Origin of the sequence: Barnesiella viscericola DSM 18177 (assembly GCF_000512915.1) — a bacterium.
GTDB classification, from domain to species: domain Bacteria; phylum Bacteroidota; class Bacteroidia; order Bacteroidales; family Barnesiellaceae; genus Barnesiella; species Barnesiella viscericola.
In genome coordinates, this window is sequence record NZ_CP007034.1 from 2426824 (window position 1) to 2439753 (window position 12930).

General features: G+C 43.9%; 10 protein-coding genes. 6 read left to right on the top strand and 4 right to left on the bottom strand.

Annotated elements, in window-relative coordinates:
• Nucleotides 1–354 precede the first annotated feature (354 nt).
• From BARVI_RS09995 to BARVI_RS10010, 4 genes are read right to left on the bottom strand one after another with little or no spacing between them, the layout of a single operon-like run.
• The gene (locus BARVI_RS09995) at nucleotides 355–561 is read right to left on the bottom strand and encodes a winged helix-turn-helix domain-containing protein (RefSeq protein ID WP_005801707.1); all 207 of its coding nucleotides are present in this window, start codon (nucleotides 559–561) and stop codon (nucleotides 355–357) included.
• Nucleotides 558–1838: a TolC family protein gene (locus tag BARVI_RS10000; protein ID WP_198015967.1), complete on the bottom strand. Its 1281-nt coding sequence runs from the start codon at nucleotides 1836–1838 to the stop codon at nucleotides 558–560. Before BARVI_RS10000 ends, BARVI_RS09995 begins: the two co-directional genes overlap by 4 nt.
• A 1-nt stretch (nucleotide 1839) precedes the next feature.
• On the bottom strand, nucleotides 1840–4947 hold the full coding sequence (locus BARVI_RS10005; RefSeq protein WP_198015968.1) for an efflux RND transporter permease subunit: 3108 nt from the start codon (nucleotides 4945–4947) through the stop codon (nucleotides 1840–1842).
• The gene (locus tag BARVI_RS10010) at nucleotides 4944–5990 is read right to left on the bottom strand and encodes an efflux RND transporter periplasmic adaptor subunit (protein ID WP_157232584.1); all 1047 of its coding nucleotides are present in this window, start codon (nucleotides 5988–5990) and stop codon (nucleotides 4944–4946) included. The genes BARVI_RS10005 and BARVI_RS10010 overlap by 4 nt, the downstream gene beginning before the upstream one ends.
• 221 nt (nucleotides 5991–6211) lie before the next feature.
• Here BARVI_RS10010 and BARVI_RS10015 point away from each other — a divergent pair, with 221 nt between their 5' ends.
• From BARVI_RS10015 to BARVI_RS10040, 6 genes are all read left to right on the top strand, one after another.
• Nucleotides 6212–7081 carry a helix-turn-helix domain-containing protein gene (locus tag BARVI_RS10015; RefSeq protein WP_025279116.1) on the top strand — a complete coding sequence of 290 codons (870 nt, stop codon included), beginning with the start codon at nucleotides 6212–6214 and terminating at the stop codon, nucleotides 7079–7081.
• A 262-nt stretch (nucleotides 7082–7343) separates the two neighbouring features.
• Nucleotides 7344–8174: a DUF4121 family protein gene (locus tag BARVI_RS10020; protein ID WP_025279117.1), complete on the top strand. Its 831-nt coding sequence runs from the start codon at nucleotides 7344–7346 to the stop codon at nucleotides 8172–8174.
• A 12-nt stretch (nucleotides 8175–8186) separates the two neighbouring features.
• Complete coding sequence (locus BARVI_RS10025; protein ID WP_025279118.1) at nucleotides 8187–9128, top strand: hypothetical protein; 942 nt, start codon at nucleotides 8187–8189, stop codon at nucleotides 9126–9128.
• Nucleotides 9129–9208: 80 nt separating this feature from the next.
• A complete protein-coding gene (locus tag BARVI_RS10030) occupies nucleotides 9209–12211 on the top strand; it encodes an N-6 DNA methylase (protein WP_025279119.1) in 3003 nt (1000 codons plus the stop codon).
• A gap of 11 nt (nucleotides 12212–12222) precedes the next feature.
• Nucleotides 12223–12432, top strand: coding sequence for a hypothetical protein (locus tag BARVI_RS10035; RefSeq protein WP_225226238.1), 210 nt, complete (start codon nucleotides 12223–12225; stop codon nucleotides 12430–12432).
• Between the two features lies 1 nt (nucleotide 12433).
• The gene (locus tag BARVI_RS10040) at nucleotides 12434–12925 is read left to right on the top strand and encodes a hypothetical protein (RefSeq protein WP_025279121.1); all 492 of its coding nucleotides are present in this window, start codon (nucleotides 12434–12436) and stop codon (nucleotides 12923–12925) included.
• Nucleotides 12926–12930 lie beyond the last annotated feature (5 nt).

The following is a 12930-nucleotide window of genomic DNA, read 5'->3' on the forward strand; positions in this document are numbered from 1 at the left end:
TGACTATCAACAGATTGGATAAAACTCGCACGAGAACGGGCAATGGATAAGAAAAAGCCGGACTGTTCCGAACCGCCATATTTCTCATGCTTTCAAATAACTCTTTATCTCACTTGCAAAGATAACACCTTTTTTCTGAAAAAACAGCAAAACAAGTCACAATCAGTCTGGATACATAATCACAAGTCATGACTAAACCTTTAAAATAACAACCTGTTCAATAACTTTATTTTGATACGCTCAAAATATTATTTATGAAAAAACTGTGCTAGCAAAGTTGAAATTAATTCTTTACTGGCACAGTTTAATATACATCCTTCATCATTAGTATCCAATGACTAAGAATAGACGCTATTAAAAATAAAATGTTTTATACTCAATGATCATATACTGCTCATTAAAGTATATACTGTCCTCACGCAAAAGATAACCTATTGCGATAAGTACCATTTCATGCGGATAATGAATTGTTTTCATTATATCATTAATACTTATCCGGTTTTCTTTATATAAAAGCCTTTTTATTTCAGCAGTTATTGTTTCAATTGAATCTGATTTCATAAGCCACCAATAGAATTTAAGTATTTAGATTTTGCAATATGGTAATTGATTTTTGCAGATATAACCTCAAAATATGCTTTCTGCCAACTGGCTTGTGCTTCCAGAAAATTAGCCAATGTTTCCATACCTGTTTCAAAGCTTTTGCTGCTTTCCTGCAAATTCTCCTCTGCATAACTGAAAGCATTTTCAGTAAGTTCAACCTCCAGTTCAGCTTCATTCAGAATATTATAGTTTCTTGTAACTTCCAATTGCATCTTTTCAATCATTTCATCCCGCATGACCTCTGCTTTCTGCAATTCAATTTTTGCAGATTTTATTTTTCTGTGTCCTTCTCCCCAATGGAAAAGAGGAATCTTTACAGCCAACATTACAGAAAATATGTCATCTTTCAGAAACTTATGTCCGTTCATTCTAACTCCATCTATATAATTATATCCGGCTACAAGTCCTATTCTTGGCAAATAATCACTTCTTACAGACTTTATCTGCTCTCTCTTCAGATTGATATTTTCAGACAACAACTTATATTCAGAACGGTTTTCTATTATGAATTCATCATTTCGGAATACTGCCGGTTCAAATTCTATGGTTCCTGAGATTTCAATATCATCACTCAGAGGAATTCCCATTATATGACATAAAGCCATTTTCGACAGTCTGATTGCATTTTCGCTTCTTTTCATGGAAAGATTGGCTTCGTTCAGTTTCACCTGTACTTTGAGCAATTCATTTCTGGGTGACATACCAGTTTTATTCATCTTTTCAATATTATTAAAGAGCTCTTCCACAAGGTTCTTGTATTTGATTGATACCTCATATAGTTCCTTGGCCTTAATTACATTCCAGTATGCTTCTTCCGTTTCTATACGGATTTCGGAATCGTTCTTTTTCCGGTTCAGTACAGCCATATTTGTGCCAATTTCCGACATATTCCTTGCCGCAATAATTTTGCCACCCATATAAACTGGCTGTTCAAGCTGTACACCTGCAAAATAAGTATTGCTTATATCAAGGGCCGCAGATAAAGAAGGGGCAAGTTCCATCGAAAAATCCTTATTGGCATAAAGATAGCCTCCCGATGCGGACAGTTTCGGAAGAAAACCTGCTACCACATTCTTTTCTTGAAGTTCTGCCTGCTTTATCGAAAAATCTGACAGTTTCATCTTTTTATTGTTCTCTACCGCAATCCTGCAACAGTCATCAAGAGTGAATACTCTTTGGGCATAACAGAACGATGATAGCAGGATTATAAATATGCCTGATAAAAGTCTTTTCATTTTAATCACATTTAATATTGAAGAATAAAGCATAGAATACAGGAATAATCATTAATGTAATGATTGTACCAACAAGAAGGCCTCCCATAATGGCTACAGCCATAGGACCAAACATAGCATCTGAAATCAGAGGTATCATACCGAGGATAGTAGTTCCTGAAGCCATCATTACCGGTCTTAATCTGGATGAAGAAGCTGACAACAGGGCTTCAACAGGCTCAACGCCAGTCTTGATCTGAGCAGTTATCTCATCTATAAGTACAACTCCATTTTTTATCATCATACCTATCAATCCCAAAGCTCCTACAACAGCAACAAAACTGAAAGGCTTTCCACTGACGAAAATGCCCATTACAATACCTATGTATGCAAGCGGAAGACACAGAAAAATAATTAACGGTTTCTTGAAATCCCTGAATAGAAATACCAAAACCGCAAACATGAATATGACCGCTATGGGCAGACTTCTGAAAAGATACTTGTTAGAATCTGTACTTGCCTTATACTCACCCAGCCATTTCATGGAATAGCCGTCAGGGAACTCAATTCGTTCATTAATTTTCTTTTCAAGAGCAAGGCGTGTATCTTCAGCAGTAAATCCGTAGGCATTATTACACTGGACTATGACAGCACGCTGTCCGTTATAACGGTAGGCGACTGGATCTTTCCATTCAAAGCTGATACTGTCCGATATTTCTTTAACAGGCCTTCCGGATGTCAACCTGTCTATCAACAACTGTTTCCGTTCAGGGTCCATAAGCATTCGCTGGATACTTTCCTCTTCTGTCACAGCAGTAATATTAGGCAGCATAGAATTGACAGTAACATCTTCGAGACTGTTATATCCTATGTTCTTCAGGTAAATATTTTTTAATATACTGCCATCATATAAAGAACCTACAGGAATACCCTCTGTCACTGAGAGCAATGACAATCCAATATCTGTTTTTCCAAGTCCTGCTCTTCGGGCATTATGCTGGTTGAAGTTAATGTCCATGTTGATGACTGGATCATCCCAATTATCTGTAATAAGCATTGCAGAAGGTTCCTCCCGCATAATATCCTGAATTTTGTTTCTCAATTCCTTCAGAACTCCCGGATCTGGGCCGGAGACCAGAATTTCTATAGGAAATTCCATATACATAGTGTTATATTTCTTTAGCCGGATAAAGGCATCAGGATAATGACGGTTCATATATTCCTGTAAATCCTGCATACAGTTGTCTATGTCCTTATGGCTTTTGAAATCGATAATCAATTCTCCGTATCGAAGACTTGGATCAGCTACTGAACGTACAAGGTTGTATCTCGCCGGCGTGCCTCCGAGAGATGTGGTTACGTGCGTTATGGCCGGATTTGTCTTGAGATACCTCTCTATTTCTTCCAGATCTTTTTCAACCTTCTCGATACGTGTTCCCTCCGGCATCTTATATTCCATATAAATCTGGTTGTATGTCAGATCCGGGAAAAATGTCTGTGGTAAAAAACTGAAACAACAAACACTGACAATTAACAGCAGTACAATTCCGATAATAGTCCCGGCTTTATGATGCAGCAGGAAAGTAAGCACCCCGCGAAATTTTCTGTATAATGGTGTATTGAAAATATTTGTATTGTCATCTGCCGTCTTAATCTTCAAATAATGTTCTGAATGAATCGGGACATGTACCAGTGCCAGAATCCAGCTGAGAAGCAGAGATACGGCCAATACGATAAATAAGTCGCGGGCATATTCTCCGGCCATATCCGGGGACAGCGAAACCGGCATAAAAGCTATGATAGCAATAAGGGTAGCTCCCAAAAGCGGACGTGCCGTGATATTAGCCGTGTGAACAAGTGACTGAGGCTTTTTCATACCACGCGCACTGTCAACCAAAATACCATCCACAACCACTATTGCGTTATCCACAAGCATACCCATGGCAACTATAAATGCCCCTAAAGACACTCTCTGAAGAGTTCCATCAAAGAAATATAGGACTACAAAAGATCCCAAAACTGTAATTACCAGTCCTGTTCCTATGATGACACCACTTCTGAATCCCATGGTAAGCATAAGAATAACTATAACGATAAGTACTGATTCTATAAGATTTACAATAAATGTATCAATGGCATCACTTACACGCTCAGGCTGGTAAAAAACCTTGTTGAACTTGAACCCTGACGGAAGTCCGTTTTCCAGCTCTTCAATCTTTTCGGTTACAGTCTTTCCGATTTTTAGAATATCATAGCCTGATTCCATGGCTATTGCAATACCGTAAGCCCTTTTACCGTCATATTTCATTTTGTTACGCTGCGGTTTCTCATAGTCCTCCTCGATATCAGCTATATTTCCAAGAGTGAACGTATTACCGTCATGGCCTTTCAGAACCAGATTTCTGATATCTTCCAGATCACGAAAGTTTCCGGGTACCATAACCTTCATACGCTCATCGCCACTATTAAAGAAGCCACTATATACTGTCCTGTTCTGATCTTGCAGTGTCATCAGTATTTCAATTGGAGAAATTCCCAGACGGGCCATTTCTTTACTGTCTATATTGACATTTATACAAGGTGTTGCAGTTCCATATATCTGGACATTTCTTATACCTTCTATGTTGATAAGTTCACGCTGTATGAAATTTGTGTATCGTATCATATCACTGTCTGAAAAACCATCAGCCGTTAACGTATAGAACATTCCATAGACAGCACTGAAGTCATCAAGTACCATTGGTACTGAGGCACCGGTAGGCAATTGGGTATGAACATCGACAATCTTTTTTCTCAATATATCCCATTTTTGTTCCAATTCGCCATTGGGTACAGTTGTTTTCAGAACTACCTTTATAAGAGACAGGTCGTTCAGTGATTTTGATTCAATATAGTCTATATCTCCCATCTGACGTATTGCCTTTTCCAGCTTGTCAGACACTTCAAGTTCAACCTGATGCGCAGTTGCACCAGGATACACAGTCATGACCAAAGCCTGTTTGACCGTTATTTCCGGATCTTCCATTTTGCTCATGGAGTAGAAAGACCATAGACCGCCGATAACGAGGAAAGCTATAAACAGCTTGATCAGGGCCTTGTTTTCCAAGGCATATTCCGCCATACTTTTCATAGCATTCCTCCTATATTGGTTGATGACACTTCTTTCATTTCTTCCACGGTCTGCCCTTCAGACAAACTATGGATTCCGGTTATGGCTATTCTGTCGTGAGGTTCCAACCCTCTTACAAATGCCGTTTCTCTTTCTATCCGTATTAATTTAACGGGTGTACAAGCAGCCTTCCCATTATTGATCTTCCATACGCATGTGTTCCCTTTATCCTGAAATAAAGCCGATGCAGGCAATGATAATGATGGGGTTGTGCTTGAATATGCTAATCTTATATCTACATTCATACCGACTGACAGGACTTTGGAAAATTCTGATGGTATGTCAAAGGAAACATTGTATAGTTGTCCGTTTGATGCATTGCGGTTTTGGGCTTTTAATGTTATTGCGGTAGATAGATTACCGCACACAAGTTCTGCATATATAAGATTTTTCAATCTGTTATAATCTTTTAATGCCATACTTATGTCCGCCTTGTACCCACCTTCCTGTTTCAGAAGCAAAACGGGCATTCCGGCAGAAACTATCTCTCCGCTGTTTTTGAAAATATCTGATATGAAACAGTCAAATGGAGCTTTTATTTCCGTGTATCTCAAAGCATCTTCAGCAGCATTGAACTTGGCCTCTGCCACTTTGTTTGCAGCAATGACTTTCTCATAATCGTTTGGAGAGACTGTGTTATTCTCAAACAAGGCTTGTATGCGTTTCGTCTCTTTTTCCGATTGTTCGAATACAGCTTTTGCAGCATTATACTGGACTTCAAAATCATGCTTGTCCAATGTTGCTATAATACTGCCTTTACGGAAACTCATTCCTTCATTTTCAGGTAAGAATGCAATCTGGCCATTGACCTTAAAAGCTATGGTCACTTCTTTCTCCGAATTTATAACTCCAGAGTATTTGACATACTCAACGCTGTCTCTATTTCCTACTGTTAATGTTTTAACCAGTACAGAAGAGCTTTCTTTTCTTCCTGAATCTGTTTTACAGGAGGCTGATGCAAGAATAATAATTCCCGCACTCAAATACATAAATAATCTTTTCATTGTCTTAAACTTTAGCTTTTGCAAATTTCATCAAACCCAATGAGAAACACGTTTCCATTTACACATGCGGAATGTTCTAAAACCCTTTTTTTACTATGTGATTTAGAATAGTAGTTGCTGGATAAGGGAATATTATATTCATTTTTCCATTAAAAATGTTCTATTAGTAAGAAATTCTTTGATGGAAATATGGATACAATTATATTTGTAATAAAAAAAATATGAACCAATTCAAGAACCTGGATATAAGAATAGCAAAGAATCTTATAGGCGATATAGATTATGTAGATAACGATTTTATTGTACTGGATGATCTCTCTAAATTCAATATTCCCAATGATTCACCCATCAGACTTGGTGCATTTACAATAAGTTTGTGTCTTAACGGACATATAACTACTGATATCAACATGATAAGGTACGACGTACAGCCGGGAGATATGGTAATAACACTTCCTAAAGATATAATAGAACACAAGGATGTTTCGTCTGATATCAGAGGAATTTTCTTTATTGTTTCACAGCGTTTTATTGAAGAAGCTTTTCCGAAAATAGGAGAAATACTTCCAATTTTTCTTTATATCCCAAAATACCCTAAAATTGAATTGACAGCAAATCAATGTTTCAATATACAGCAGTTTTATGATTTCTTTATCCAAAGACTTAAAGACCAGTCAGTATATAGAGATAAAATGATAAGCTCGATACTGCAGGCTCTGATTTATTATATCACCGGCTTATTGATTAACTCTGATAAACGGGAAAAAAAGGAGAGAAAAGAAGAATTGCTGAGTAAATTTATTCAGCTGATAATAAAACACTACAAGGAAAACAGAACACTGGATTTCTATGCAGAAAAACTGTTTATTTCAACAAAATATATGTCAGACATTATAAAAAAGACAAGCGGACTGACAGCTCATGACTGGATAGACAGATATACCATTCTGGAAGCTAAGATTTTGTTACGGTCAACCAATAAGACAATCCAAGAAATATCCAATGAGCTGAATTTCCCTAATCATTCGTTCTTTTCAAAATACTTTAAGCATCACATGGGTATGACTCCTAAGGCTTACAGGCAATCTTAAACATATAATATCTAGAAACAAAAACATATCGGGAAAACGAGCATACCGCAGCCGAGTCCCTATAACCACAGGCAAAGGTAATTCGTGTTCTTCTCGTACAAGCAAGGCCAAGCCCTTCGGGTTCGTGGAAAAAATCATCCTCGCCCCGGAGGGCTTGCGGTATTTTTTCCCGAAGCCTTGCATGTACGGAACACGACCTTTTTAGGCCTGTAGTTATGGGAACTCCGGCCCCAGAAGCCGGACTAACAAAAAATCAAATGTTATGTTACAGGCAACAAAGAACAAGTACACGGTGGAAACACTCAAACCACTGAACATTCTGTACGATCATGAACACTGGCTGACACAGCAGGACGTGGATATGGCCAACGGCTATGTGGAACTGATAGAAAGGACACGCTCGGAAAAGACTCCACAGATAGGTGACAGACTCATCTATGTGGACAGATACGGGAAATATTACAGCAATGCCCTTATTGAAAACAATGATGAAGAGAGCGGTCGGATTTCCATCTGTGAAGAACCTTATATTCCCTTTGTATGGGAGCAGGACGCCAATATCCGGCTGAGCGTCAGCGGAGGGGCCTTCCACCATATTGACCCCAAGCAATTGAAATTCGTCAGATGGACGGAAGGTGCATTCAAGGACTGGGGAAACTGCGGAGCGTGTGCCAACGGTGCCGTCACATTCACGGCAAAAGTACCGTTATGGTCCTATTCCGAACCTGATCCGCTCTACGGTGATTTCACCACGGAAACATGGAGACAGTATTATTTGACCAAGGACACGGGTCCGGACGCACGCAACCTGTATCAGGGCTACGACATGGCTTTCAGGACCGAAGAGGACTTCCGGCAGTTCCTGAAGGACTATGAAGGAACCGTGTTCAAGGGCAACTGGGAAAACCAGATAGTACTCTGGTGTTTCCGACATGAAAACCGGTTCCTGCCGCAGCACGAATGGGACAAGATAGATGCCCCGGCCATGGAACGGCGTCTCAACTTCCATCCCGAACAGGTCAAGCTGGTCAAGGACATGGACAGCCACATCACCTACTGTTACCGTATCAAACCCGAAATTGACAATCTCTAAAACAATACAGTTATGCAGACAACAGCAACAAGAACAGCAGGCAGCCACACTGACCTGCTTACAGGTATCCTGAACGTGCAAGTAAGGAACGAGGACAAGATTACAGAACAGGACCGGCAGTATTGCCAGCTACAGCAGGACCAGCTCTACAGGACACTTGACCGTATCGACCGATGGTATGACATCTTCAAGGAAGAAGCGGAACGGTATCGGGAAATCAAGAGCTTCAAGTATGAGAATAACGGTAAGGTCTCCATACGGAATTTCTATTTCAACAACAGCGGGGAGGATGACTATACCCACAACGAATTCAAACCGTTTGACCTCATCAACGAGCTTGCGGACAACAACTGCAATGCCAACGCGAATTTCGCGAGTCGCATCATTTCCTATTTCAACAGGACCTACAATGTAGATGTCCCCATTCCTGTAATCGACGAGAAGGCCATGCGCATGGGATTCCGTCCGATCTACCAGACTTACGTGGACATGGTCATTGAACACCTCGGCGGAAAAAGTTTCCGTGAGACCGCAGAGGAAGAACTGCTGGCCCGTTTCCTGAAAACGGTACAGCCTTCCCGCTGGAGCAAGGTGAAGCCCGAACTAAAAAAGGACAAGATAACTTTCCCTGACATCGTATCCTGGGACAGCATCCATCTGGAATACCACCGGGAATATGAGTTCTCGTATGACTGCGGAAGGAAAGTGGACATTTTCTGCGAAGGTATCGCATACGGAGCAGATGACGTGATAAACGGTTCAAGCGGTATGGTCATCGGCCTTGACAGACGCGATGTGGATATAACCGAATGGTACAACCTCACCCTGAGCAACGCAGAACAGATCAAGTTCTACAAGAACGGACGCATCGACGTACGCTTCAAGGACAGCCAGGCCGCAGAGAACTGCTACAGAAGGCTGCGGCTGGATGAAATCACACTCAGAGAAGACTGATTCATGAAATACTTATTCAGGCACCCCGTAAGACATCCTTGCGGGGTGTCTTCGTTTCCAACCATTAAAAAAGAAAAGACATGTATGCCATCATACCCCAACAGATTCCCCAGGACAGGCGTGCCGAGGTCAACGAGAAAATCCTTTTCGCCATAGACTCCGGCAAGGACCTCGTCCCGAAGGAAAGCATCTACAACTGCTACACGGGAACCGGAGGACTGCACAACCTCAGGCAGGCGGATTTCACCAGCTACCATGAATACGCCGAGGCCAAGAAGGAATTCGAGATGGGACAGTTCTTCACCCCGCACGACATATGCCGGAACATGATGGAAACCCTATCCCCGACATCTACGGAAATGGTGCTTGACATGTGCTGCGGCATGGGCAACTTCTTCAACCATCTGCCCAACCTGCACAATGCCTACGGATTCGACATCGACGGCAAGGCGGTGGCCGTTGCCAGATACCTCTACCCGGAAGCCCATATCGAGAAATGCGACATACAGCTGTACAATCCCGAACAGCGTTTCGACATCATTGTCGGAAATCCGCCCTTCAACCTGAAATTTGATTACAGGCTGTCGCAGGAATTCTACATGGACAAGGCCTATGACGTGCTCAACCCTGCCGGAATCCTGATGGTCATCGTCCCTCTCTCCTTCATGCAGAACGAGTTCTGGGAAAAGACCCGCGTGGCGAAAATCAACTCGAATTTCTCCTTCATCGGCCAGACCCGGCTGGACCATTCAGCCTTCTCTCCGGTGGGCGTACAGAATTTCGCAACAAAAATCATGGTATTCCTCCGCCGTTCCCTCCATATTGAAATGCAGCCCTACAACGCGGAAGAGTTTGTCAGCATGGATGAGCTGAAGAAACGCATAGCCGAAGTACGGAAAATGAAACACCGGCTGCGCTTCCAACTGATGCGGGAGTCCAACCATATAGACAAGGAAGAACTGGAACAGTTCGAGTACAGGCTCGCCAAGTACATGTACGAGCTGAAAGCCCATGCCGTGCTGAACAGGCACATCGAAAAGGCGGAAGCACTGGTGTCCAAATTCCGCAACCAGAAACCACCGGAAGGTGCCACCAGGGAACAGATAAAGGAATGGGAACGCAAGAAGCTGACCACCGGCAAGGTTCTCGGCATCATCCGCAGGTACATCACCTCGCAGAACGTGGTGCCGCGCAAGGAAGTGGCATTGGTGAAGACATCCTACGGCTTCAAGCTGAAACAGTATGCCCCGCGTCTGCTCGACAAGGTCACGCACAAGGCCGCAGGCATCAACGACATCATACTCGGAAGGGCCGAACTCCCGATGCCGGAAACCGTCACGGAAAAGAACATGCGGCAGATCCGTGCCGCCAGAAAACTGATACGGCGCAAACAGAGGCAATATGAGACCCAGAATCTCCAGTTTGCGGAAATGCGGGAAGATGACGGTCTGAAGGAATACCTGGACCGCACCAGGTTCATCAACAAGGAAGGTGAAGTCTGCGAATTCACGGACTTGCAGAAACACGACCTGAACCTCGTGCTGCAGAAACGCTATGCCCTTCTGAACTGGCAGCAAGGCTCGGGCAAGACCGCCGCCGTCTATCACCGGGCGAAATACCTGCTCAAGTTCCGGAGAGCAAGGAATGTCATCATACTGGCACCGGCCATCGCCACCAACATGACCTGGGTGCCGTTCCTGACTGTAAACAAGGAACGGTTCCGTACAATACAAAACGTCAGGGACCTCGACCATGTACCGGAAGGAACCTTCCTTGTCGTCTCCACTTCCATGCTCGGCAAGCTGAAAAAAGGTCTGATGCGTTTCGTCAGACGCACTTGCGGGAAACTGTGCCTGGTCTTCGACGAGTCGGACGAAATCACCAATCCCACGTCACAGCGCACAAGGAACGTCCTGTGCATCTTCAGAAGAATCAGGTACAAGATCCTCGATACCGGAACAACCACCCGCAACAACATCGCGGAGCTGTACAGCCAGTTCGAACTGCTCTACAACAACTCCGTAAACATGATATGCTGGAGCCCGCAGGTCTACCACGAGAACAGGGATCACGAAATAGAGGAAGAGAACAACCCGGATTACGGGACACCGTTCCCCGCCTTCAGGGGACATGTCCTCTTCCGCGCCTGTCACTGCCCGGGGAAAGCCACCGTTTTCGGCATAGAGAAACAGAACCAGGATGTCTACAACAAGGACGAGCTTTCCGAACTTATCGGCAAGACGGTCATCACCCGTAAATTCAGGGATTTTGCGGGAGAGAAATACCGGGTACGTACGCATACCGTCCGCCCCTCGGAAGGAGAACACGAGGTGTACCGTGTCATCATCGAGGAGTTCTGCCGCATCTGTGAACTGTACTACAACAGCACGGGAGACACGAAAAAGGATGCGGGGCTGAGACTCATGAGGCAGATCAAGCTGCTTATCAAGGCCTGTTCGGTCCCGCACCTGATAGAGGGATACTACGGTGACAGTTATCCTTCCAAGACCCGCTACATTGAAAGGCTCATAAGGACAATACCGGGCAAGGTTGCCATCGGATGTACCACATTGGCGGCCTTCGACCTCTACGAGAGCTATATCCGGGAACATTTTCCCGACAGACCTGTATTTGTGGTCAAGGGAGATGTAGCCTTCAAGAAACGGCAGAGCATCGTGACCGAATTCGACTCCACCATCAACGGCATCCTGATATGCACACAGCAGAGCCTGAGCAGCTCCGTGAACATACCTACCTGCAACGACGTGATACTGGAATCCCTGCAGTGGAACATCCCCCGTATGGAACAGTTCTACTTCCGTTTTATCCGTCTCGATTCCAAAGAAATGAAGGATGTCCACTACGTCACCTACGAAGATTCGGTCGAACAGAACCTGATGGCACTGGTACTGACCAAGGAGCGTCTGAACGAATTCATCAAGACCGGTGAGGTCAAAGAACAGTCAGAAATCTTCGAGGAGTTCGACATCACAATGTCTGTCATCGACAGCCTGCTCATCCGCACGCAGGACAGTGAAGGCAAAATACACATCAGCTGGGGAAGCCAGCGCATAACAGAATAAATATGAACCGTATGAAGAAGACCGGGAGTTCCATTCCCACCGACAAAGGTAAGCCGCGTCCCCATCGGCTGAGCAAGGTCAGGCCGCAGGCGGTTTTCAGGAAAATCATCCTCGCGGAGCTGCGGTATTTTCCCGAAAAACCCTGCACAGCCGGGACACGGCACCTTGTCGAGGTCGGTGGAATGGAATCCCCGGCATCCACATACATAAAAGACAAGTAATATGGATCTGAACAATGCAGAGATTGCCGTGACCACACAGCATCTCATGGACATAAAGGATTACAGGGACTACTGGCTGCACCTGTCCGACTACAGCGACATGAGCGAGTTCTTGTGTGCCTGTTCCGACCTGTTCCCCGGGGAAAAGGAACCGGAATACCGGTATCCCAGATGGGAGAACATCCCGGACACGCTGATCAGCCGTGAATGGCTCTGTCCCAACTTCTTCGAGATCAGGGACGCCCTTGAAAGGCTCGAAGAGGAAGAAACGGAGTTTTTCATAAACTGGAGCAGGCATTACGGCTATGACATCACCACGGATGACCCGCACATGATGGTATCACATTACCACGACCTGTACGGGGACACCGTCACGGAAGCTGAAGAAGACGCGGACACAGGAGAAGACGCCCTGATATACACGGGCGTATCAAGCTGCTACTGCGACACGCTTCCCTTCCGGTACGAAATATTTGATGACAATTATGACTAAAAGAC

Bases quoted from the DNA above. Each gene is read 5' to 3' on its own strand.
- BARVI_RS09995 (WP_005801707.1), bottom strand. From the start codon at position 561: ATGAAATCAGATTCAATTGAAACAATAACTGCTGAAATAAAAAGGCTT.
- BARVI_RS10000 (WP_198015967.1), bottom strand. From the start codon at position 1,838: ATGAAAAGACTTTTATCAGGCATATTTATAATCCTGCTATCATCGTTC.
- BARVI_RS10005 (WP_198015968.1), bottom strand. From the start codon at position 4,947: ATGAAAAGTATGGCGGAATATGCCTTGGAAAACAAGGCCCTGATCAAG.
- BARVI_RS10010 (WP_157232584.1), bottom strand. From the start codon at position 5,990: ATGAAAAGATTATTTATGTATTTGAGTGCGGGAATTATTATTCTTGCA.
- BARVI_RS10015 (WP_025279116.1), top strand. From the start codon at position 6,212: ATGAACCAATTCAAGAACCTGGATATAAGAATAGCAAAGAATCTTATA.
- BARVI_RS10020 (WP_025279117.1), top strand. From the start codon at position 7,344: ATGTTACAGGCAACAAAGAACAAGTACACGGTGGAAACACTCAAACCA.
- BARVI_RS10025 (WP_025279118.1), top strand. From the start codon at position 8,187: ATGCAGACAACAGCAACAAGAACAGCAGGCAGCCACACTGACCTGCTT.
- BARVI_RS10030 (WP_025279119.1), top strand. From the start codon at position 9,209: ATGTATGCCATCATACCCCAACAGATTCCCCAGGACAGGCGTGCCGAG.
- BARVI_RS10035 (WP_225226238.1), top strand. From the start codon at position 12,223: ATGAAGAAGACCGGGAGTTCCATTCCCACCGACAAAGGTAAGCCGCGT.
- BARVI_RS10040 (WP_025279121.1), top strand. From the start codon at position 12,434: ATGGATCTGAACAATGCAGAGATTGCCGTGACCACACAGCATCTCATG.